General features: G+C 63.0%; 17 protein-coding genes. 13 read left to right on the top strand and 4 right to left on the bottom strand.

Features of this window, described 5'->3' with window-relative positions; translation table 11 throughout:
* Window positions 1-163 precede the first annotated feature (163 nt).
* The 12 genes from P3T40_RS27240 (at window position 164) to P3T40_RS27185 (ending at window position 13,619) form a co-directional block, all read left to right on the top strand.
* The gene (locus tag P3T40_RS27240) at window positions 164-1,270 is read left to right on the top strand and encodes a porin (RefSeq protein WP_429270812.1); all 1,107 of its coding nucleotides are present in this window, start codon (window positions 164-166) and stop codon (window positions 1,268-1,270) included.
* Between the two features lie 147 nt (window positions 1,271-1,417).
* A complete protein-coding gene (locus P3T40_RS27235; protein WP_429270811.1) occupies window positions 1,418-2,524 on the top strand; it encodes an FAD-dependent oxidoreductase in 1,107 nt (368 codons plus the stop codon).
* Window positions 2,525-2,953: 429 nt separating this feature from the next.
* The gene (atzF, locus tag P3T40_RS27230; RefSeq protein ID WP_429270810.1) at window positions 2,954-4,822 is read left to right on the top strand and encodes an allophanate hydrolase; all 1,869 of its coding nucleotides are present in this window, start codon (window positions 2,954-2,956) and stop codon (window positions 4,820-4,822) included.
* A 27-nt stretch (window positions 4,823-4,849) separates the two neighbouring features.
* Window positions 4,850-5,947 (top strand): BMP family ABC transporter substrate-binding protein, encoded by a 1,098-nt coding sequence (locus P3T40_RS27225; protein WP_429270809.1) that lies wholly within the window; start codon window positions 4,850-4,852, stop codon window positions 5,945-5,947.
* 36 nt (window positions 5,948-5,983) lie between these two features.
* Window positions 5,984-7,099 (top strand): ABC transporter permease, encoded by a 1,116-nt coding sequence (locus P3T40_RS27220; protein ID WP_429270808.1) that lies wholly within the window; start codon window positions 5,984-5,986, stop codon window positions 7,097-7,099.
* Entirely contained in the window at window positions 7,092-8,018 is a 927-nt protein-coding gene (locus P3T40_RS27215; RefSeq protein WP_429270807.1) for an ABC transporter permease, read from the top strand. Before P3T40_RS27220 ends, P3T40_RS27215 begins: the two co-directional genes overlap by 8 nt.
* Before the next feature lie 40 nt (window positions 8,019-8,058).
* Entirely contained in the window at window positions 8,059-8,751 is a 693-nt protein-coding gene (biuH, locus tag P3T40_RS27210) for a biuret amidohydrolase (protein ID WP_429270806.1), read from the top strand.
* 6 nt (window positions 8,752-8,757) lie between these two features.
* Window positions 8,758-10,380: an ABC transporter ATP-binding protein gene (locus P3T40_RS27205; RefSeq protein WP_429270805.1), complete on the top strand. Its 1,623-nt coding sequence runs from the start codon at window positions 8,758-8,760 to the stop codon at window positions 10,378-10,380.
* Window positions 10,381-10,511: 131 nt separating this feature from the next.
* A complete protein-coding gene (locus P3T40_RS27200) occupies window positions 10,512-11,174 on the top strand; it encodes a cysteine hydrolase family protein (RefSeq protein ID WP_429270804.1) in 663 nt (220 codons plus the stop codon).
* A gap of 2 nt (window positions 11,175-11,176) precedes the next feature.
* The gene (gene hpxZ / locus P3T40_RS27195; RefSeq protein ID WP_429270803.1) at window positions 11,177-11,575 is read left to right on the top strand and encodes an oxalurate catabolism protein HpxZ; all 399 of its coding nucleotides are present in this window, start codon (window positions 11,177-11,179) and stop codon (window positions 11,573-11,575) included.
* A gap of 40 nt (window positions 11,576-11,615) precedes the next feature.
* Window positions 11,616-12,353, top strand: coding sequence for a GntR family transcriptional regulator (locus P3T40_RS27190; protein ID WP_429270802.1), 738 nt, complete (start codon window positions 11,616-11,618; stop codon window positions 12,351-12,353).
* Between the two features lie 366 nt (window positions 12,354-12,719).
* Window positions 12,720-13,619: a hypothetical protein gene (locus P3T40_RS27185; RefSeq protein ID WP_429270801.1), complete on the top strand. Its 900-nt coding sequence runs from the start codon at window positions 12,720-12,722 to the stop codon at window positions 13,617-13,619.
* Window positions 13,620-13,766: 147 nt separating this feature from the next.
* On the opposite strand, the gene P3T40_RS27180 is transcribed toward P3T40_RS27185, so the two are convergent.
* Together P3T40_RS27180 and P3T40_RS27175 are read right to left on the bottom strand one after the other, a co-directional pair.
* On the bottom strand, window positions 13,767-14,066 hold the full coding sequence (locus tag P3T40_RS27180; RefSeq protein WP_429270800.1) for a hypothetical protein: 300 nt from the start codon (window positions 14,064-14,066) through the stop codon (window positions 13,767-13,769).
* A gap of 240 nt (window positions 14,067-14,306) precedes the next feature.
* Entirely contained in the window at window positions 14,307-15,374 is a 1,068-nt protein-coding gene (locus P3T40_RS27175; RefSeq protein WP_429270799.1) for a helix-turn-helix domain-containing protein, read from the bottom strand.
* A 354-nt stretch (window positions 15,375-15,728) separates the two neighbouring features.
* Between P3T40_RS27175 and P3T40_RS27170 the strand changes: the two genes are divergently transcribed.
* Entirely contained in the window at window positions 15,729-15,932 is a 204-nt protein-coding gene (locus P3T40_RS27170) for a hypothetical protein (protein WP_429270798.1), read from the top strand.
* A 95-nt stretch (window positions 15,933-16,027) separates the two neighbouring features.
* Here the strand turns inward: P3T40_RS27170 and P3T40_RS27165 are convergent, their stop codons facing one another.
* Window positions 16,028-17,974, bottom strand: a complete 1,947-nt coding sequence (locus tag P3T40_RS27165; protein WP_429270797.1) for a putative bifunctional diguanylate cyclase/phosphodiesterase — start codon at window positions 17,972-17,974, stop codon at window positions 16,028-16,030.
* A 170-nt stretch (window positions 17,975-18,144) separates the two neighbouring features.
* On the bottom strand, window positions 18,145-19,974 hold the full coding sequence (locus P3T40_RS27160; RefSeq protein WP_429270796.1) for an ABC transporter ATP-binding protein: 1,830 nt from the start codon (window positions 19,972-19,974) through the stop codon (window positions 18,145-18,147).
* Window positions 19,975-20,039 lie beyond the last annotated feature (65 nt).

The following is a 20,039-nucleotide window of genomic DNA, read 5'->3' as shown; positions in this document are numbered from 1 at the left end:
CAAATGACATTTGCACCAAACGAAATATACTGTCATAGCTCATTCACCTATAGTTCGAGCCGTTTCCCGCTGCTATAAAGGAAGCGGTCTGAGGTCGCTGCTTCACAGCATTCAAGCAATCCGAATAATTCAAGCCTTGATCGGGCGGCATAGGGCAAAACAAATGAGACTACGGAATCAATTGATAGCCACCTTGCTGGTGGCAAGCCCTCTGGCGCATGCACAAAGCAGCGTCATCCTGTATGGCCGGATCGATGGCGGCGTCCAGTATGTGAATCACGTCACCACTGGCAACGGCGTCACCGCCAGTAGCTGGAGCGCGGAAGGGGGCGACTGGGGCACCAGCATGCTGGGTTTCAAGGGCAATGAGGATCTGGGTGGCGGGCTCAACGCCATCTTCACGTTGGAAACGGGGTTGCAGATTCAGAACGGCACGACGAGCGGCGGCCGGCTGTTTTCTCGTCGTGCGTTCGCCGGCCTGAAGAGCGATGAGTGGGGCACGCTGCAGGCGGGCCGCAACCTGTTCATCGACAGCGACGGTGTCTGGGAATTCGACCCGATGGTCCAGCAGGCGTTTTCGACCGCCTCGCTCGTGCGCGGCCGCAACTGGCAGCAGACCAGCAACAACATTGAGTATCACAGCCCGGTGTTCGCAGGTTTCGATGTGCAGACCCAATATGCATTCGGCAACCAGGCGAACGGCTTCAACAACGGCGCACCGGGCGAATTCGGCCGCTCGGACGGCGTGATGCTCTCGTATCACTCGACGCTGCTCGACTTGCGCGGCATCTATGATGAACTGCGCGACAACAACGGCCAGATGACGAATATTTTCACGAGCTCGCGCGAGTACTTCGTCGGCGCGAACGTGCACTTCGACTCGATCAAGATTCAGGGGGGCTATACCCACTTCGCAGCGCCGGATACGCCGGTCGGTCTCGCAGACAGCGCCAATTACTACTGGCTGGGGGCGACGTACAACCTGAATACGGCGTGGGCGATGACGGCAGCGGGCTTCTACGTGGACGTGGGCGATGGCGGCGGCGATGCTCAGCACGATCCGTCCGGTCACGCGGCGATGTACACGCTCAGCACGACGTACAACTTCACCAAACGGACCTTCCTGTACGGCACGGTCGCCTACGTGGACAACAGCAAGACGGCCAACTTCTCGCTACTCGCCAATCCGCGCGAAGGCACGGGCAGCACGAGCCCGCTGCAAGGCGAATCGCAGACTGGTGCGTACGTCGGCATCATGCATCTATTCTAAGTGCAGCGAGCGGTGCAGGCGGCGCTGTCCACACCGCTCGTGGTGTCTTCGTTGCCGGGATGCGGTTGAGTCTGTATGGTGGGTGGGCTGATAGGCGCATATGGATGCTGATGTGCGCCTAGGCATGCTCAACACCAGGGACACCGAATGACTTCCGAAGCTGCTCCGTCGTCAGATGCACCTCAGGCACTACAGGTACCACTTGCACCGCATACCTCGACGCTACCGATCCGCACCGACGTCCTGATCGTCGGCGCGGGTCCCGTTGGACTGTTCGCCGCGTTTGAGGCTGGCGTGATAGGCCTGTCGTGCCAGATCGTCGACGCGCTCGGGGAGGTGGGTGGCCAATGCATCGAGCTGTACCCGGACAAGCCCATCTACGATATCCCCGCCATTCCCTCGTGCACCGCACGTGAACTGGTCGAGCGGCTGCTGGAGCAATGCCGGCCCTTCGATGTGCCGATTCACCTCGGCCAGCGGGTCGACACGGTCGAGCAGCGCGTTGACGGCCGCTGGACGGTGAAAACACGCGAGGGCCTCGAGTTCGATGCGGCGGCCATCCTGCTCGCCGCCGGCAATGGCGCGTTTGCCCCGCAGCGGCTCGCGCTGGAAGAGGCCGTGCCGCTGGAAGGGCGTCATGTGCATTACAGCGTGCGCAATCTCGACGATTTCGCCGGCAAGACCGTGGTGGTCGCAGGCGGCGGAGATTCCGCACTCGACTGGGCGCTCGCCCTGCGAACGGTTGCGGGCAAGCTGACGCTGGTGCATCGGCGCAATGGCTTCAGTGCGGTGGATTCGAGCGTCGAGAAGATGCGGCGCGCGGTTGAAGCAGGGGAGATGACGTTCATGGTCGGCGCGATAGCCGGGTTGCATGCGCCCGAAGGCAAGCTCGAATCGCTCGAGATCCGCCAGGTGGGCGGCGCCACACAGATTGAGGCGGAACATGTCGTCGCACTGTATGGACTCGTCGCGGACCTTGGGCCCATCGCGAACTGGGGCTTGAGCCTGCACGCCGGGCGCATCGACGTCGATACCTCGAACTATGAAAGCTCGCGACCCGGCATCTTTGCGGTGGGCGATATCGCCAACTATCCGAACAAGCAGAAGCTGATTCTGTCCGGCTTCCATGAGGCGTCGCTGGCGTTGCGCAAGGCCTATACGTACGCGTATCCGGAGCAGAAACGCGTGCATGTGCATTCGAGCTACGACGCCAAACTGGCGGCACGTGTGGCGGCGAGCGCGGAGCAGGGCTGACTACGTTAGCTGCGGCCGGTCGCAGAAGATGGCTCGCGGCAAGCGCCGCGCGCTGCAGCGTCGGCCCAACGACGTATCCGACCGGCTTCCTCGGCGCGTGCGTACCAGACTCGCGCACTCTTGCCTGGGAGGCCGCAGCGCGAGTCAGTCCAGCGACCTGTTCTGGGGCCGGAGGCCCAGAACGAATCCTCAGACGATAACCACCGGACGTTCCGTAGCGGTTCACGCTCGCCCTGTTCTGGGGAATGACGCACAAACATAGGCCGTCGCCTGGCCAGTGAAAACCGCCACCGCGCGTCGCCGCCCGCACAGGCCTATGCGCCGCAGATGCCCGCTGCATAAGCGTCTGCGCCTTCAAACACGCGCACGATCGTTCAATTGGCATAAGATCTGCTATGTGAGTTCAAACTTGTATTCAAGATTGAACTCATGACTAAGACTGGTACCAACCGCACCGCTTGTTCGATTAGCAAGCTCGCCGCGCGCTATGCGTCGGGCGCGCTCACGCCGACCCAATACGTCGAAGAAACGCTGCAGCGCATCGACGCCGTCGATCGCCCCGAAGTCTGGATCCATCGCGTCAGCGCCGAAGATCTCTACGCCCGTGCCGCGCAACTCGAAGCCCTGCAGGCCGAAGCGGGCGCGGCGCTGTTCGAGCGCGCGCCGCTGTTCGGCGTGCCGTTCGCGGTGAAGGACAACATCGACGTAGCGGGCATGCCCACCACGGCCGCGTGTCCCGCGTTCGCCTACACGCCGGCGGAGTCGGCGTTCGTCGTGCAGCGCCTGCTCGACGCGGGCGCCATTCTGATCGGCAAGACCAATCTGGATCAGTTCGCGACCGGCCTCGTCGGCGTGCGCTCGCCTTATGGCGCCGTGCGCCAGGTCGAGTTTCCCGAACGGGTCTCGGGCGGCTCCAGTTCAGGCTCGGCGGTCGCCGTTGCGGCAGGCTGCGTGGCGTTTTCGCTGGGAACGGATACCGCCGGTTCAGGGCGTGTTCCAGCGGGCTTCAATGAGCTCGTGGGCCTGAAGCCTTCAGTTGGGCTGGTCAGCAAGCGTGGTGTGGTGCCGGCCTGCCAGAGCCTCGATTGCGTATCGATTTTCGCGCACGATGTGGCCGACGCCTGGGCAGTACTGAGTCAGTTGGCCGGCTTCGACCCGCTGGATAGCTTCTCGCGCCAGGTCCCGCCACTTGGTTTGAGCGCAGGGCCGTTGCGTATCGGCGTGCCGGCCCGTGCCGAGTTCTACGGCGACACACTCGCCGCCGACGCTTTCCACACGACGCTCGTCACACTGCGCGAGCATCTTGCACCCAAACCGGCGCCGATCGACCTCACGCCGTTCACCCAGGTCTCCGCGCTGCTCTACGACGGCCCGTGGGTCGCCGAACGCCGCGCCGCGGTGGGCGACTTCTTCGCCACGCATCGCGACGCGATCGACCCGGTAGTGGGCGGTGTGATCGAGAAGGCCGATCAGTACAGCGCGGTCGACACCTTCACTGCGCAATACCGGCTCGCCGAGCTCAAGCGCGAGGCAGAGGCGGTGTTCGAAAACATCGACGTGTTGATCGTGCCCACCACGCCGACGCATCCGACCATCGCGGCCGTCAAGGCCAATCCGGTCGAGCTTAACAGCCAGCTTGGCTACTACACGAACTTCGTCAACCTGCTCGACCTGTGCGCCCTCGCGGTGCCGGGTGTACGGCGCAGCGACGGCCTGCCGGCCGGCGTCACGCTGATCGCGCCGGCGGGCGCGGACCATCGGCTGGCCGTGATGGGCGCCCAGATCCAGGCGCTTTTCTTCGATGACGTGCACGCGCCCGACCTGCAACAGCGCCCGTTGCCGACGGATGAACCGTCGATCACGCTCGCCGTGGTCGGCGCGCATCTGCGCGGCCAGCCGTTGAATGGGCAACTGCTCGAGGCGGGGGCGCGTTTCATCGAAGCCACTCAGACCACGCCCGACTATCGGTTGTTTGCACTCGCCGGCACGACACCGCCCAAGCCGGCACTGGTTAGGATGCCAGATCATCAAAACGACGCCACAGCACCCAACAGGCCGATCGCGGTCGAGCTCTGGCAAGTGCCGCTGCGCCTCTTCGGCGCACTCGTCGCGCAAGTGCCGGCACCGCTTGGCATCGGCACGGTGCGCCTCGCCAATGGCCTCAGCGTCAAGGGCTTTATCTGCGAACCCGCGGCCATCGCGGCGTCAGCAGGCGCACTCGACATTACGCACTTCGGCGGTTGGCTTGCCTACCTCGCAAGCCTGGCCGCACCCAACTCCGCTGCTATTTCTTCCTAACGTCAACCACACGAGACCGGATACGCCATGAGCAATCGTCGCCACTTTCTTAAGAATGCCAGCCTGCTGACGCTCGGTGCGGTGCTGCCATTCGAATCGGTATTCGCTGCCAGCAAACTGACCGTCGGGGTGATCTACGTCGGCGCGCGCGGCGATTATGGGTATAACCAGGCCCAAGCCCAGGCCGCCAACGTGATCAAGACGCTGCCCAACGTCAAGGTGGTCGAAGAAGAGAACGTGCCGGAGACCATCGCGGTGCAGAAGTCGATGGAAGCGATGATCGAGCAGGACGGCGCGACCCTGATCTTTGCGACCTCGTTTGGTTACTTCGATCCGCATGTGCTGAAAATGGCCGCCAAATATCCGAACGTGCGCTTCGCGCACTGCGGTGGCCTGTGGAAGCAGGGCAACCCGTCGAATATCACCAGCTATTTCGGCTATATCGACGAATGCCAGTACCTGAACGGCGTGGTCGCCGGGCATATGAGCAAGAGCAAGAAGCTTGGCTTCGTTGCCGCGAAACCCATTCCGCAGGTGCTGCGCAACATCAACGCCTTCACGCTCGGCGCGCAGTCGGTCGATCCTTCGATCACCACGCACGTGATTTTCACGGGCGACTGGTCGATGCCGGTCAAGGAAGCGGAATCGGCCAACAGCCTGGTCGATCAGGGCTGCGATGTACTGACCTGTCACGTCGATGGGCCGAAGGTCGTAATCGAAACCGCCGAGAAGCGCGGCGCGATGAGCTGCGGTTACCACGCGAGCCAGGCCGCGCTCGCGCCCAAAGGTTATCTGACCGGCGCGGAATGGGACTGGGCCACGCCGTACAAGGAGCTAGTGGCAGGCGCGCAAACCGGCAAGCCGCAACCGAACGTGCTGCGCGGCGGCCTGAAGGAAGGCTTCGTGAAGATGTCGGCCTATGGCGCGAAGGTGACGCCTGACGCGCGCCAGAACGCGGACGGCGTGAAAGCAAAAATGATGTCGGGCGAATTCGTGATCTTCAAAGGGCCGATCAAGGACAACAAGGGTGGCGTGGTGGTCGCGGACGGCACCACTCACATCCAGACCGACTACACGCTCGAAAGCATGAACTACCTGGTCTCGGGTGTGGTGGGCCAGATCTGATGCGTTCGCAGTCCGAAGGTTTTTCAAGGAGCGGCCATGCGTCCTAATGCGAGTTCTGCCCGGCTGATGCTTGGCGCGCTGCCAGCGTTGCCTACCGTGTGTGCGCTGGTAGGCACGCTGTTGCTTTTCTGGCTGTTCCTGCTGCTGCAGGGCGCGCCGGCGCTCGATGCGATCGGGCTCATCTTTCAGGGTGCGTTCGGCTCGTCGTTTGCGTGGCAAAGCACTTTGCTGCGCGCGTCCCCGCTGATGTTGACGGCGTTGTGCGTGGCGCTGCCGGCCCAGGTCGGCCTGATTGTGATTGGCGGCGAAGGCGCGCTCGCACTCGGCGGGCTGGCTGCCGCGGTGGTGCCGCAGTGCTTGCCGGCGGGCACGCCGTGGCTCATTGCCACGCCGCTGATGGCCGTGGCCGGCATGCTCGCGGGCGGCATCTGGATTGGTGCGATCGGCGCGTTGCGGCAATGGCGCGGCGTCAACGAGACGATCAGCAGCCTGCTGATGTCGTATATCGCAATCGCGTTGTTCAAGCATCTGGTGGAGGGACCGCTGCGCGATCCGGCGAGCCTGAACAAGCCTTCCACGCTGCCGGTGCCCGACGCGATGACGATCGGCTCGTTGCCGGGCCTGGAGGTGCATTGGGGTCTGCTATGGGGCGTGGTGGCGTGTATCGCCGCGTGGGTGTTCGTCAGGCACAGCACCAAAGGCTTCGCCATGCGCGTGGTGGGCGGCAGCAATCGCGCGGCGCGCCTGGTCGGTTTACCGGTCGGCATGCTGGCGCTGGCGGCCTGTTCGATGGGCGGCGCCGCAGCGGGTCTGGCGGGGATGTTCGAAGTGGCCGCGGTGCAGGGCAGCGCGAATGCGTCGCTGTTGGCGGGCTATGGGTACAGCGGCATTCTGGTCGCCTTCGCCGCGCGGCAAAACCCATTGGCCATCGTATTGTGCGCAGTCCTGATTGGTGGCATTGAAGCGAGCGGCAGTCTGCTGCAGCGGCGCCTGGATCTGCCTGACGCGACCACGCTCGTGCTGCAGGGCCTGCTGTTCGCCAACCTGCTCGCCTGGGAGGCTTTGGGCGGCCGCATCGTGGCCTGGCGCGTGAAACTGCAGGCGCTGGCCGTCACCGAAGTGCCGGTGCAACTGGAGAAGACTCATGCCTGATATGCACTCGCCGGTTGTGATCCTTCTGCTCTCCTTGTTGGCCGGAGCGATTCGTGTAAGCACGCCGTATCTGTTCGTGAGTCTCGGCGAATGCCTGACGGAAAAGGGCGGTCGCGTGAACCTCGGGCTGGAAGGCATTCTCGTCTCCGGTGCGATGAGCGGCTATGCGGCCTCGTATCTGACCGGTTCGCCGTGGCTCGGGGTGCTGGCGGCCGGCATCGTGGGCTTGATGTTCGGTTGCCTGCATGGGTTGGTGTGCTCGCTGCCGCGCGTCTCCGACATCGCCTTCGGCATTGCCTTGATGTTGCTCGGCACGGGCCTCGCCTTCTATCTCGGCAAGCCGTTTATCCAGCCGCAAGCGCCGATGCTGCCGTCGATCGACCTCGGCAGTTGGGCCGTATCGCCGCAATTGCACAACGCCTTGCATATCAACCCGCTGTTCGTGATCGGCATCGTGCTGGCGTTCGCGCTGCAGTGGGGGCTACGCAGCACGCGCTGGGGCATGACGCTGCGGCTCGTCGGCGATCACGCGGAAACCGCGCGGGCGATGGGCTATCCACTCACGCGCATCCGGATTGCTGCGACTGCCATTGGCGGTTTTTTCGCGGGCGTGGGTGGAGCGTATCTGTCGCTGGTCTATCCGGGTAGCTGGAACGAAGGGCTATCTAGTGGCCAGGGTTTGATGGCCGTCGCGCTGGTGATTTTCGCGCGCTGGCAGCCGTTGCGCTGCCTGTATGCCGCGTTGCTGTTCGGTGCGGCCGGCGCGCTCGGGCCAGCGCTGCAGGGCATCGGCGTGACGAGCGGCTACTACCTCTACAACGCGGCGCCTTATGTGCTGACGCTTGTGATCATGATCATCAATTGCCGTCCCGACCGGACCCTGGCCGGTGCGCCGGGCGAACTCAGCCTTACACGCTGACGTGGATGTCGATGCCAACCTGAATGAAGAGCGAAGAACCATGAACCGATTCATCGAAGCGAAGCCTTACCCGTGGCCCTACAACGGCGATCTGCGGCCGGACAACACGGCGCTGGTAATCATCGATATGCAGACGGATTTCTGCGGCCACGGCGGCTATGTCGACAAGATGGGCTACGACCTGTCGCTCACGCGCGCGCCGATCGAGCCGATCAGCAACGTGCTCGCGCTGATGCGCGAACAGGGCTTCACGATCATTCACACGCGTGAAGGTCACCGCCCAGATCTGTCCGATCTGCCGGCCAACAAGCGTTGGCGCAGCCGCCGCGCGGGAACCGATGGCGTGGGGATCGGTGACGACGGTCCGTGCGGCAAGATTCTCGTGCGTGGCGAAGTGGGCTGGGAGATTATCGACGAACTCGCGCCGTATCCCGGCGAGATCATCATCGACAAGCCGGGCAAGGGCTCGTTCTGCGCGACGGATCTGGAGCTGATCCTGCGCACGCGCGGCACCGTCAATCTGGTGCTGACGGGCATCACCACGGATGTCTGCGTCCACACGACCATGCGCGAAGCGAACGATCGCGGCTTCGAATGCACGGTGCTGGCGGACTGCTGCGGCGCGACCGACAAGAGCAATCACGACGCGGCGCTGCATATGATCACGATGCAGGGCGGCGTATTCGGCACCGTGTCCGATTCGCACGCGCTGCTCGCTACCCTCGGACGCTGACCGATCATGTCGACTCCCGCCCCCTACAACCAGCCGCACGACGCTGTCACGCACGCACTGGGCGTCGAAGTGCTGGGCGCGACGAAATCGTTCGGCTCGTTTCGCGCGCTCGACAAGGTATCGATCAAGGTCGCGCCTGGCACCATCCATGCGCTGCTCGGCGAGAACGGCGCGGGCAAAAGCACGCTGGTGAAGGGCCTCGTCGGCTATGGCCTGCTCGACGAAGGCCAGATCACCGCGGACGGACGTGAAGTGAAGATCACTTCGCCGCGTGATGCGCAGGCGCTCGGCATTGGCATGGTGTATCAGCATTTCACGCTGGCAGCGGGCCTTTCCGTCGAAGAAAACCTGTTGCTGGCCCGCGGGCGTTTGTCGTGGCGGATCGACTGGAAGCGCGAGCGCGCGGCGTTGACGGAGTTTATGACGCGCATGCCGTTCAGCTTGCCGCTCGATGCGCCGGTAGCCGGACTCGCGGCCGGAGAAAAGCAGAAGCTGGAAATTCTCAAGCAGCTCTATCTGCGCCAGCGCTTTCTGATTCTCGACGAACCCACCTCGGTGCTCACGCCGCAGGAAGCGGACGAGGTACTCGGCCTGATGCGCGCTCTCACCACTCGCGGCGAACTGACGGTGCTGATGATCACGCACAAGTTCCGCGAGGTCATGGCTTATGCCGATGACGTCACCGTCTTGCGCAAAGGGCGCCAGGTGGGCACGACGGCGGTCTCGCAGACCGACCGCGAACAGCTCGCGAACTGGATGATGGGCACCACTTCGATCCTGCAGGCCGAAGCTTCGCGCGAGGAAGCGCCGGTCCTTGCTGAAATCCGCGTCGAACGTGCCGCGCGCAAACCGCTTGATCCCGAGGCTGCGATCCGGCTCGAATTGCGGGACCTCTCGGTGCAGGACGACCGTGGCCACACGGCGGTGCGGAATGCGACGCTGGCGGTGCGCGCGGGTGAGATCCTCGGCCTCGCAGGCGTGTCGGGCAACGGACAGAAGGAACTGGTCGAGGCGCTGGTGGGCCAGCGACGTCCTGTAGAAGGCGAGATGCAGATCGCAGGCGCCCCGTATCACGCGACGCGTGAAGAGATGACCACGCGTCGCGTGTTCGCCATTCCTGAAGAGCCGCTCAAGAACGCCTGCGTCGCGGGCATGAGTGTGGCGGAAAACCTGGCCTTGCGCGATTTCGACCGCACGCCGGTTTGCCGCGGCGGTTGGCGGCTCGATCGTAAGGCGATGCGCGAGCGCGCCACGCAGTTGATCCGTGACTTCAACGTGCGTCCCCCCGTGCCGGACCGGATGATCGGCACGCTCTCCGGCGGCAACGTGCAGCGTGCCGTGCTGGCGCGCGAACTGGGCCAACCCGTAGATGTACTGATCGTCGCGAACCCGGTTTTCGGTCTCGATTTCGCGTCGGTAGCGGATATTCACGCGCGTCTGATTGCGGCACGCGATGCGGGCGCGGCCGTGCTGCTCGTCAGCGAGGATCTGGATGAACTCCTGGAGCTGGCCGACCGCATCGCGGTGATGGCGGAGGGGCGGCTGGTTTATGAAACTCCGGCAGCCGGCGCGGAGCGCGCCGTGCTGGGACGGCACATGGCGGGCCATATGGACGAGGCGGTCCACTGAGCGGCCGCCTTGTTGACGATAACCATGAATCGCACCACACAAAACGGGGTATTGGCAGCTGCCTGCCCGATCGCAGACACCGCTCCCTGCGTGCGGAATCAGCCGCCGCACCGTATAACAAGGCTGAAACCATGAGCATCGAAGTTCAGGCGTTACCTTCCTCATTCGTATTCGAACCGCAGCACACCGCGCTTGTGATCATCGACATGCAGCGCGATTTCATCGAACCGGGTGGCTTCGGCGAGTCGCTCGGCAACGATGTCTCGTTGCTTGCGGACATCGTACCGACTGTTGCCGAGCTGCTCGCGCTCGCCCGTCAAGCCGGCTTGCTCGTGGTCCATACGCGCGAGTCGCATGCGCCGGATCTGTCCGATTGTCCGCCTGCGAAGCGACTGCGCGGCGCACCGCAGATGCGCATTGGCGAACCCGGACCGATGGGCCGGATTCTCGTGCGAGGCGAACCCGGCAATGCGATTGTCGATGCGTTGGCACCTGTAGATGGCGAACTCGTGATCGACAAGCCCGGCAAAGGCGCGTTTTATGCGACGCGGTTAAGCGAAGCGTTGAGCGTACGGGGCATCACGCATCTGCTGTTCGCCGGCGTCACGACAGAGGTCTGCGTGCAGACCTCGATGCGCGAGGCCAACGACCGCGGTTACGAATGCCTGCTGATCGAAGATGCGACCGCCAGCTACTTTCCGGCGTTCAAGCAGGCGAGTCTGGAAATGATTCGTTCGCAAGGTGGCATTGTGGGTTGGACCGCACCGCTTGCGGCATTGAAAGAGGGACTTTGAGGATGGAAGTCAACAAGCCGGAAATCGTCGCCGAGGTAACGGCTGCTTTTGTCGAATACGAACGCGCGCTGGTCGACAACGACATCGACACGATGAACGCGCTGTTCTGGCATACGCCCGAAACCGTGCGTTACGGAATCGCCGAAGTCCAGCACGGCGGCGAAGCGATTCGCGCGTGGCGGGCGTCGGCCGAACCGGTGCCCGCGTCGCGGCGGCTGTATCGCACCGTGGTGACCAGCTTCGGCACCGATTACGCCACCGTGAGCACCGAATTCACCAGCGACGCGACTTCGTTGCTCGGCCGGCAGATGCAGACCTGGGCACGCGTGGGGGAAGCGGGAGAGGCGCACCACGGTTGGAAAATCGTCGCAGCCCACGTGAGTCTCATTGCCACGCCGTGAGCCAAGCATAATAAGAACATAGCAAGGGAGATGCAGCGATATGAGTGAAAACGAAACGAGCGACGTGAAGCTGGCGAGCGCGCCGTTTGCGGTCAACGGGCCCAATCCACTGGCCGAGCAGGTGTACCAGCAACTGAAGACCGACATCTTCAGTTTCCGGCTGTTCCCCGGCGACCGCTTTTCCGAAAGCGATATCGCCCAACACTATGGCGTATCGCGCACACCCATGCGCGATGGCCTGTTTCGCCTGCAGCGCGAGGGCTATCTGGAGGTCGGCTTCCGGCGCGGCTGGAAAGTCTCGCAGATCAACTTCGAGCAACTGGACCAGCTCTACGATCTGCGCATCGTGCTCGAACTTGCATCGCTCGAACGGCTGACCTCGGGCAACGCGCCGCATGAGGCGATCGAACCGCTCAAGGCGGTCTGGTGCGTCGAACCTGAGTTACGCGAGAGCGATCCGGTCACCATGTTCGGCATGGACGAAAATTTCCACCGTCAACTCGTGGCCGCCACCGGCAACGGCGAAATGCTTCGGGTGCACAACGAAGTCACCGAACGCATCCGCATTGTGCGGCGGCTGGATTTCCTCAAGCCGCACCGGACCAGCGCGACTTACGACGAACACTCGACCATGCTGCACCTGATCGAGCGCAACCGCTTGCCGGAAGCCACCATTCTGCTGCGTGCGCATATCACGCAAAGCAAACTCGAGGTGCGCAAAATTACCGTGTCGATGCTCGCCGCGGCGCGTGATCAGAAGCTGCCGTTCGTTTCCTAGCGGCATTGAAATTCCCCGCAAGTAAATCGTCCACCAGGAAACGTCCTGTGACGTCGCTTCGGCGTCGCAGGAGACCAGAGGGCGCACGTGACTTGACGCATCTAGCGAAGTTGCAGCGCCATTGTGCGGGTCCGGATCAATCGCGCTGTAACATGGCGGAGATCGACTACTTCGCGCGGTCCGCTGGTCGCGGTGGACGTTAGCGGGTTTGGTACACTGCAATTGGGTTTCGCTCTTGCACTGCCCGCAACTTATCCCCGCAAGACCACGCCTGCCGCTGTTGCTCGTCGATAGTTAAGCGAAGCGCTCGAAGATGCCCCGAATTGACCCAAGATTGCGCGCCCGAGCGTGTCCCGGAGATTACACATGTCCACTCGATGTTCCGGCTTGTCGAAAACCGTCCGGTGGGCGCTCGTGTGTGGCGTAGCCGCGGTGGCCCTGAACGCGCGCGGAGCCCCGTCTGACGCCGTGCCGTCTCAATTGCTCAGCGACGACGAGCGGGTCGAATTCTGCACACAAATGCACCGCGCGTCGACCCCGCAGGAGCGCAGCGCGGTGGCAGCCCGGATGCGCGATACGCTGACCCCGCGCGCCGAGGGACAAGGTGTGACGCTACCATCCTGGGTGCTCGAGGGGCGGCCCGCTAACGGCGGCGCTGACATACCCGGCTTGAGTTGCGAATCCGGCATTGCGAGGCCGCGGGCGGCACCCACTGCCGTACCCGCGCGGGTGCCTGCGCCCGCGACAGTTCGGGACGTGCCCGAACGCAAGCCGCCGCAGCAGGAGCTGGCGACGCGTGAACCGCCCACTCATACCGTAGCCGTAAATGAAGCGCCCGCTCAGAGGATGCCAGCTCCGGCACCACAGCCGGCCGAAGACACTTCGACGCGCAATCCGGCGCCCAACGGTATACCGGTCGCACACGACAACCACGGTGTCGCTTATGTAACAGGTGGCGTGGGCCAGGATGAAGTCGCGGCGTTTCGTGGACTCGCGTCCGGGTACAACATGCGCGCGACCTTTACGACAGGATCGGGCGAGTATCTGTCGGGCGTGGCGGTGCAGGTGGCGAGATCGGACGGAACGGTCGTGTTCAACGCCACCTCGGATGGGCCGTATCTATTCGCGCGGCTTCCGCAGGGGCGCTATCGTCTGACGGCCACTCTCGATGGCGCGCAGCGCAGCCGCGAACTGTATGTGCCGGCACGCGGCGGCGTCAGGCTTACGATGGTGTGGCCGCTGCTGCACGCCAGTTCCGGGGACTAGGCGCGGCCCGGCATCGCGTTACACCGCCCCCATCCAAGCCATTTTACGACCGCCGAGCGTGAGGGGTACGTCAATGCACGTTGCGCGGCGTCTTGCCGCAACGCGCCGGGCGCGAGACTCAGCACGTTGCGAGCGGCGTGCGTTGCTTCAATTGCCGTTATAGACGGTCCGATTGAGGGTCTTGAGCTCGCCGTCGGTTTCGGCCTGGTACAGCTCGCGCTTCACCTCCTGGCGGGTGAGGCCAGCCGGAGCGCCGGCGACGGCCTGGCCGCTGGTGTCCATGCCTACGCCGCTGCTGGAGATGGCGTTTGTATTGTCGGCGCTGTTTGCGGTGCCGTTCCCGACGGTCGCTGCCGGTTGAGTGGCGCTGGGGGCATCCTGCGCAAACACGGGTGCTGCGCAGGCAATGGCGGAAACTGCTATTGCAATATAAGCGATTCGGAACATTATCGACTCCTGGAGGAAGGACGTTAGGATTTCGGCTTGTTTCTAAAGCGGTGCCGAATTCAGGTCTCCACAACGCCATACGAGTCTACGAGGGCGCTCGGGTCGCAATGCTGACGCGCAGATGACAAAATGGTCAGATAAGGAAGTGTCGAATTGCGGGCTGATAAATTGCAGCGCGCAAATCAGCGTGGGCCGATCAACGATTTAGTGGCGTTAGTGGCGTTAGTGGCGTTAGTGGCTTTAGCGCCGGCGCGATTCAAGCGCTCGCACCCTGAAATCCTGCGGTGAAATCTCATAGGCGCGGCGAAACGCGCGCGTAAAGTCTGAAGGGCTTTTGAAGCCCAGGCCGTAAGCAATGTCCATAACCGCCAGATGCGGAAATCCGACCAGTTCGTCTGCCGCCGCGCGCAGCCTGAGGTTGCGGATATACGTGCCGAGACCGCCTTCATGGTGAAACATGCGGTACAGGGTGGGGCGCGGCAACTGCAGCGCCTGGATCAGGCTTTCGGGTGAGAGTTCGGCCTGGTGAAGATTGGCCCGGATATAGTGCTTCACCTGACTGACCATCGCGGCACGGGCTGCCGCGCGCGCGTTGCCGGTTAGACGCGCTTCTTTACCGAAAGCCGCTACCAGCAGTTGAGCACTCGTGCGCAAGGCGGTCTGCGCTTCATCGGCGCTCATGCCAGGGAGGTTATCGGCGAGTGCGGCAACATGCTGAACGAGCAGGCGCGTCAGCGGTGTCCGGTTCTCGATCACGCGGCCATGCATCGCATCCGCGTCGGGAACAACCGTTTCAACCAGCGCGGCGGGCGCGAAAACGGTGAGCACCCGGCACGCGCCGCGCTGCATGCGTGCGGGCTGATTCATGTCCAACGCCACAAGGCTCGCCATTTCCGAACCGTTTTGATCGTGCGGATAGTGTCCGCTGATCGATTCCATGCCGCCTTCAAGGAACACGTGGAAAGCGTAGTCGCGCATGCGGTCGGTGGAGATACGGGCGATCGAGCGATCGAGGAGGAGCCGGCCGGAGCGACAGTCCGTAAACGCCAGTTCGCCGACCGCATAGCGGTCAATGGAAGCGCTGAACGGATTCTCGATCTCCGCTGAAGACGTAATCACGTCGATGACATGGCCGACCCGGTCGCGCCACGCCAGCAGCGGGGGTATCGGCGCCGCGCCGCGTGTGTCGAAGTGACTACGGTCAACGCCGGGTGCGAGCCGATGAGACCCGTCCGGCATGGCAGAGGCGGCGCCTTCCGCTTGCTGGCCGGAAGCCGCCGGATTTTCCCTTTCCACCAATAAAGTCATGGGTTGTCGAAAGGCGTTAGCGGATCTTTGTGTGATCGGAATCTTTTCAAACTCATTCTATACCGTACAGAAATAATAACGTTGGTGTCACGGCATTGCCGCGCGTAGTATGTGAAATATTTTTGAAAGGAAGAGTTAATGTTGCATCTTTCGTCCCCGGCACGGCCTTTTACTTTATACACTGTACTGAAATTCCGAGCCGCTACCCGCTGAAACCTTCTTTCTAAAAACTGAGACGCACGGTCAAGTGTTGTCGACTGAAAAGTTCACACTGGCAAAAAAACAGAGAAACAGATGGCCATTAACGCAAGCGTTAACTTGCGGGGCCCTAGCTTGGTATTCCGGGGAACAAAAATGAATCACCAACAGATCGAAAAAGACATCGAACACCTTGAACACGTGCTGCCGCGGATCGCCACGGCGGACCGTCCGTTGCCGCTGAGTTACTGGCGGGACCGGGTGGACGGCTTGTCAGGCGCGGCGCGGGTGCCATCCCAGATCAATCGGGTTAAAAGACTCAACGAAGCGCTGCGCGCACTCGAAGCGCGGCTGAAATAGTCATTGCGCTCGCAGGAAGAGAGAACCGGTTCGCGAGGCGTTCGGCCCCGCTCTGGAAGGCGGAGTGACGGCGAAGGCAGCGGCATAGCTCGCGCTTAGACGGCGTTGAGCTGGAAGGCGAACATCGCGTCGGCCGGCATCGGCCTGCCGAACAGGTAACCTTGCATCACGCGTCCGCCCAGGGCGGTCAGAATTTCACACTGCGATTCGGTCTCGACGCCTTCCACCACGCACTCGAGTCCGAGGTTCCTGCACAGATCCATCACCGACCTGATGATCTTGGCAGACGCGACGTCCGTATCGACTTCGGCCACGAAACTACGATCGATCTTGATCGTATCGAAGGGCAACCTGTGGACGTAGCTCAGGCTCGAGTAGCCGGTTCCGAAGTCGTCGAGCGACACGTGGCAGCCCACCTGCTTGATCAGCGACAGCGAGGCGCGAGCCTGCCTGAAGTCGCGCGTCACGGCGGTCTCCGTGATTTCGAAGTGCACCCGCTCGGTGTCGGTCGGGCTTTCCTGCACGATGTCCAGTAGCCGGCGGGCACGCGGCACCGACGAGATATCGAGCGCCGAGAGATTGAACGACAGATACATGTGGGGCGGCCATTTGGCGGCTTCGGCCAGCGCCTTGCGCAACAGCACCTCGGTGACCACGCGGATCAGATCGGTACGCTCCGCGATGCGGATAAACTCCTCCGGCCTGACCTGGCCGAGCTTCGGACTGCGCCAGCGGCCAAGCGCTTCGAAGCCGACTGCGCCGTGCGTGGCGACATCGAAGATAGGCTGAAACTCCAGATACAGCTCGGCGTCGAGGTTGGCGGCTTTGAGCTCCTGTGCGACCAGACTCGCGCGGCGTACCCGGTGTTCGTGCTCGGCAGAAAACACCACCGCGGTGCCGCGCCGGCTCTCCTTGCCGACGTAGAGCGCCGCATCTGCGCGCTCGAAAACCTCCGCCACGCTGACGCTCGCGGACGGCAGGCCAGCCCAGCCGATCGTGCCCGACAACTCCGCCGTATTGCCGCCTATCGTGTAAGGGTGGCTCAGCCGCTCGCAAAGCGTCTGGCCGAGACGGTCGAGTTCCTCTTCCGTGAGGCGCTTTTGAATGATGATGCCGAATTCGTCGCCACCTAGTCGCGCAAAGAAAATCGCCGGATCCGCCAGTTCCAGAAGCCGTGCACCGACTTCCTTGAGCACGAGATCGCCGCTCGAGTGGCCATAGATGTCGTTGACCTGCTTGAAGCCGTCGAGGTCGATCAGGCCCATGTGGAAGGCGGCGGTTTGGCCCGTGCCTTGCTCGGCCAGCGCGTTCAGCGACGAAAAGAAACTGCGCCGGTTCGGCAGGCTCGTGAGGCTGTCGATATTGGCGAGGCGGAAGTTGTCGTCGCTGAGTTTCTGTGTGACGGCCTGGCTTGCCAGCAGTTCGCGCTTCGAAGACACCAGGCTGGCGAAGTTCCGGTAGTACAGGTGCACAATAAAGGCGAGCGCGACGCCAACAAAAAACATGTCGACCGCCATGGCGATAAACACCGGGCGGCTCGCAGCCAGCAGGACGATCGTGAAAGAGCCGATCACGATGGTCAGCAGCAAAAGCGCGGCGGCGCGCAGATGCATCAGGCAGAACACGCACCCCACCACCGTGGTCGCCATGTAAAACGCCACTTGAGCCTGTTCGTAGGGAGGGCCGTAATGAAACAGCAGCAAGGCCCACGTCGTAAAGGCCACGCCGATTCCGCCGGCGAGCCACAAGGTCTTGCGCAATTGAGGCACGGCTTTCTCATGGGTCAGCTTCTGGTGCCGATAGAACCACCATCGCACGCAACGAATCAGGCAGACGGCGCACAGGGCCGCGGGTATGTAGATGGCGAGCCATGCCGGTGCGCACGCGATGTGCGTGACGGCCACCGCTATCGTATTGACCACCAGCATGAAATAGAGCAGCGGGATCTGGCGGCCGAATTCCTCCATCTGCGAGCGCACCAACTCAGGATCGGTGCCGTCGACCGTGAACGCACCCTTGATTTGTCGAGCTACCGAATCCATCAGTGTCCCTAACCTGGATTTAGATGTAACACCGTATATCGGCATTTCTCTGAACAAACTTCAGCGTTTATTCGCTTCGGGGTGCAAATAGCCGGGCGTTTTTTGTGAAGGGACGGCCGCGCAAACGTTGTCGTTCTACTTCGGAGACCTTGTTACATCTGCCAAGCGGCTCACGCGAGCTCCGGCGGTGTCGTCCGCTTGCGCTGACGCATCAGCGTATCGCGATAGATGCCCGGCTGCTTCGCGAGCTCCGCCGGCGAGCCGTCCTGGGTGACGCGCCCCCGATTGATTACCAGGATCCGGTCGAAGGTCTGCAGGGTGGAGAGACGGTGGGCGATCGCAACGACCGTGCGGTTCTGCATGAGCCGCTCGAGCGCTGACTGAATCGCCGCTTCGGATGCCGAATCGAGCGACGAGGTCGCTTCGTCGAGCAGGAGAATCGGCGAATCTCTGAGGATGGCGCGTGCAATGGCGATTCTTTGCCGTTGGCCGCCTGAGAGCCGGGTGCCGCGATCACCGGCGATGGTGTTGAGCCCGTCGGGCATCGCGGCGATGAAGTCGAGGCAGTTGGCGTCCTCACAGGCGCGCCGCACGTCGGACTCATTGGCTTTTGGCACACCGTAGCGGATGTTCTCGAGCAGCGAACGATGAAACAGGGAGGCGTCCTGCGGGACCACCGAAATCGCGGCCTGCAGACTGTCGAGGCTCACCTTGGAGATGTCCTGACCCGAGATGTTGACACTTCCACCCGAGGGTTCGTAGAAGTGCTGGATCAGGGCGAGGATGGTCGATTTACCGGCGCCCGATGGGCCAATCAGTCCGACACGCTCGCCGGCCCGGATCTGCAGGTTCAGGCCATTGAGCACAGGCCGACGGCCGGGGTACGCGAAGGTCACGTCCCTGAACTCGATCGTGGCGTCGCTCACCTGCAGCACCGGCGCGTCGTGGTGCTCCGGCATCTCGTGCGGTGTCAGCAGGATGGCCGAGGCCTCGCCGAGGCGGGCCACGTGCTGTGTGAGGTCTACGAAAGCCACGGCCAGATCGCGCGTCCCGTGCAGGATGGCAAAGCCGAGCGAACTGATCAGCACCACATCGCCGGTGGTGGCGCGATCCATACTCCAAAGCCATAGGGTCCAGCCGAGCATGGCAGCCGAGAGAACCGCGGTGGCGAGCGCGTGCAGCAGGCGTAATTTTTCCAGGTAAAGCAGGCTACGGGTACGCGCCTGGGTTTCGGTGGAGAGGCGCTCGTCGAAGCGGCGCCCTTCGGAGCGGACCGCGCAGAACGCGCGCACCAGCCCCATATTGCCGATGATGTCGACCAGTTCGCCATCCACCGATGCCGCGCGCGCAGCGAACGCCTGGTGCCGCCCGGTGCCTTTCTTTGCCAGTACGAATACGGCGAAGGCGAGGGTAGCGGAGATCGCCACCAGCACCGCGCTCATCGGCACGCTGACGGTCGCGACCATCGCAATGGCGCCGATCACCGTCAGGCAGGGTGGCAGTGCGGTCCATGAGACGGTGTTTTCGAGCACATACACGGCGTTAGCGGTTGCGGAGATGCGGCTCGAGAGGACGCCCGGCGGTTTGTCTGCGAAAAACACCGGAGGATGAGCGGTTAGATAGGCGAACATCTCGCGCCGGATGTCGCCGGTCACAGTCACGAAGACGCGCGCGGCGATCCAGCCGCCAACGCGCCAGAACAGGTTGTCAGCGAGAATCAGCCCGACGAGTATGACGAATGCGCGCATCACGACGGCGGGATGCGCGCGCCCGGATGGCAGGGCGTCGATGAGATTCTTGATGCCATACTGCGAGGCCAGCGCGCAGCCGACCGCGGCGACTACGCTTAGCAGCACGATCAGATGCGAGACTTTACGCCGTGCGATGTAGCGCCACAGCAGGCTCAGTGGCTTGCCGGCATAACGCGACATCGCCCGCGAGCGCGCACGGCGCCGCGCGTGGCGAATATGACGCCTTTGAGTGGGCTCGGGAATATCCATCGCTTCGCGCTCCGTCGCGGTTGCGGGCCTGGCGGAGCACCGCGCTCGTTTAAGCGTGAGGGGCC

The organism is Paraburkholderia sp. EB58, from assembly GCF_050436665.1.
Classification (GTDB): Bacteria; Pseudomonadota; Gammaproteobacteria; order Burkholderiales; family Burkholderiaceae; genus Paraburkholderia.
The sequence above is the reverse complement of the archived record's forward strand: the minus strand, read 5'-3'. Positions and strand labels throughout refer to the sequence as shown.

Coding starts and splice junctions, on each gene's coding strand:
- P3T40_RS27240 (WP_429270812.1), top strand. CDS start 164: ATGAGACTACGGAATCAATTGATAGCCACCTTGCTGGTGGCAAGCCCT.
- P3T40_RS27160 (WP_429270796.1), bottom strand. CDS start 19,974: ATGGATATTCCCGAGCCCACTCAAAGGCGTCATATTCGCCACGCGCGG.
- P3T40_RS27225 (WP_429270809.1), top strand. CDS start 4,850: ATGAGCAATCGTCGCCACTTTCTTAAGAATGCCAGCCTGCTGACGCTC.
- P3T40_RS27200 (WP_429270804.1), top strand. CDS start 10,512: ATGAGCATCGAAGTTCAGGCGTTACCTTCCTCATTCGTATTCGAACCG.
- P3T40_RS27190 (WP_429270802.1), top strand. CDS start 11,616: ATGAGTGAAAACGAAACGAGCGACGTGAAGCTGGCGAGCGCGCCGTTT.
- P3T40_RS27175 (WP_429270799.1), bottom strand. CDS start 15,374: ATGACTTTATTGGTGGAAAGGGAAAATCCGGCGGCTTCCGGCCAGCAA.
- P3T40_RS27215 (WP_429270807.1), top strand. CDS start 7,092: ATGCCTGATATGCACTCGCCGGTTGTGATCCTTCTGCTCTCCTTGTTG.
- hpxZ (WP_429270803.1), top strand. CDS start 11,177: ATGGAAGTCAACAAGCCGGAAATCGTCGCCGAGGTAACGGCTGCTTTT.
- P3T40_RS27170 (WP_429270798.1), top strand. CDS start 15,729: ATGAATCACCAACAGATCGAAAAAGACATCGAACACCTTGAACACGTG.
- P3T40_RS27220 (WP_429270808.1), top strand. CDS start 5,984: ATGCGTCCTAATGCGAGTTCTGCCCGGCTGATGCTTGGCGCGCTGCCA.
- P3T40_RS27185 (WP_429270801.1), top strand. CDS start 12,720: ATGTCCACTCGATGTTCCGGCTTGTCGAAAACCGTCCGGTGGGCGCTC.
- P3T40_RS27205 (WP_429270805.1), top strand. CDS start 8,758: ATGTCGACTCCCGCCCCCTACAACCAGCCGCACGACGCTGTCACGCAC.
- atzF (WP_429270810.1), top strand. CDS start 2,954: ATGACTAAGACTGGTACCAACCGCACCGCTTGTTCGATTAGCAAGCTC.
- P3T40_RS27180 (WP_429270800.1), bottom strand. CDS start 14,066: ATGTTCCGAATCGCTTATATTGCAATAGCAGTTTCCGCCATTGCCTGC.
- P3T40_RS27165 (WP_429270797.1), bottom strand. CDS start 17,974: ATGGATTCGGTAGCTCGACAAATCAAGGGTGCGTTCACGGTCGACGGC.
- P3T40_RS27235 (WP_429270811.1), top strand. CDS start 1,418: ATGACTTCCGAAGCTGCTCCGTCGTCAGATGCACCTCAGGCACTACAG.
- biuH (WP_429270806.1), top strand. CDS start 8,059: ATGAACCGATTCATCGAAGCGAAGCCTTACCCGTGGCCCTACAACGGC.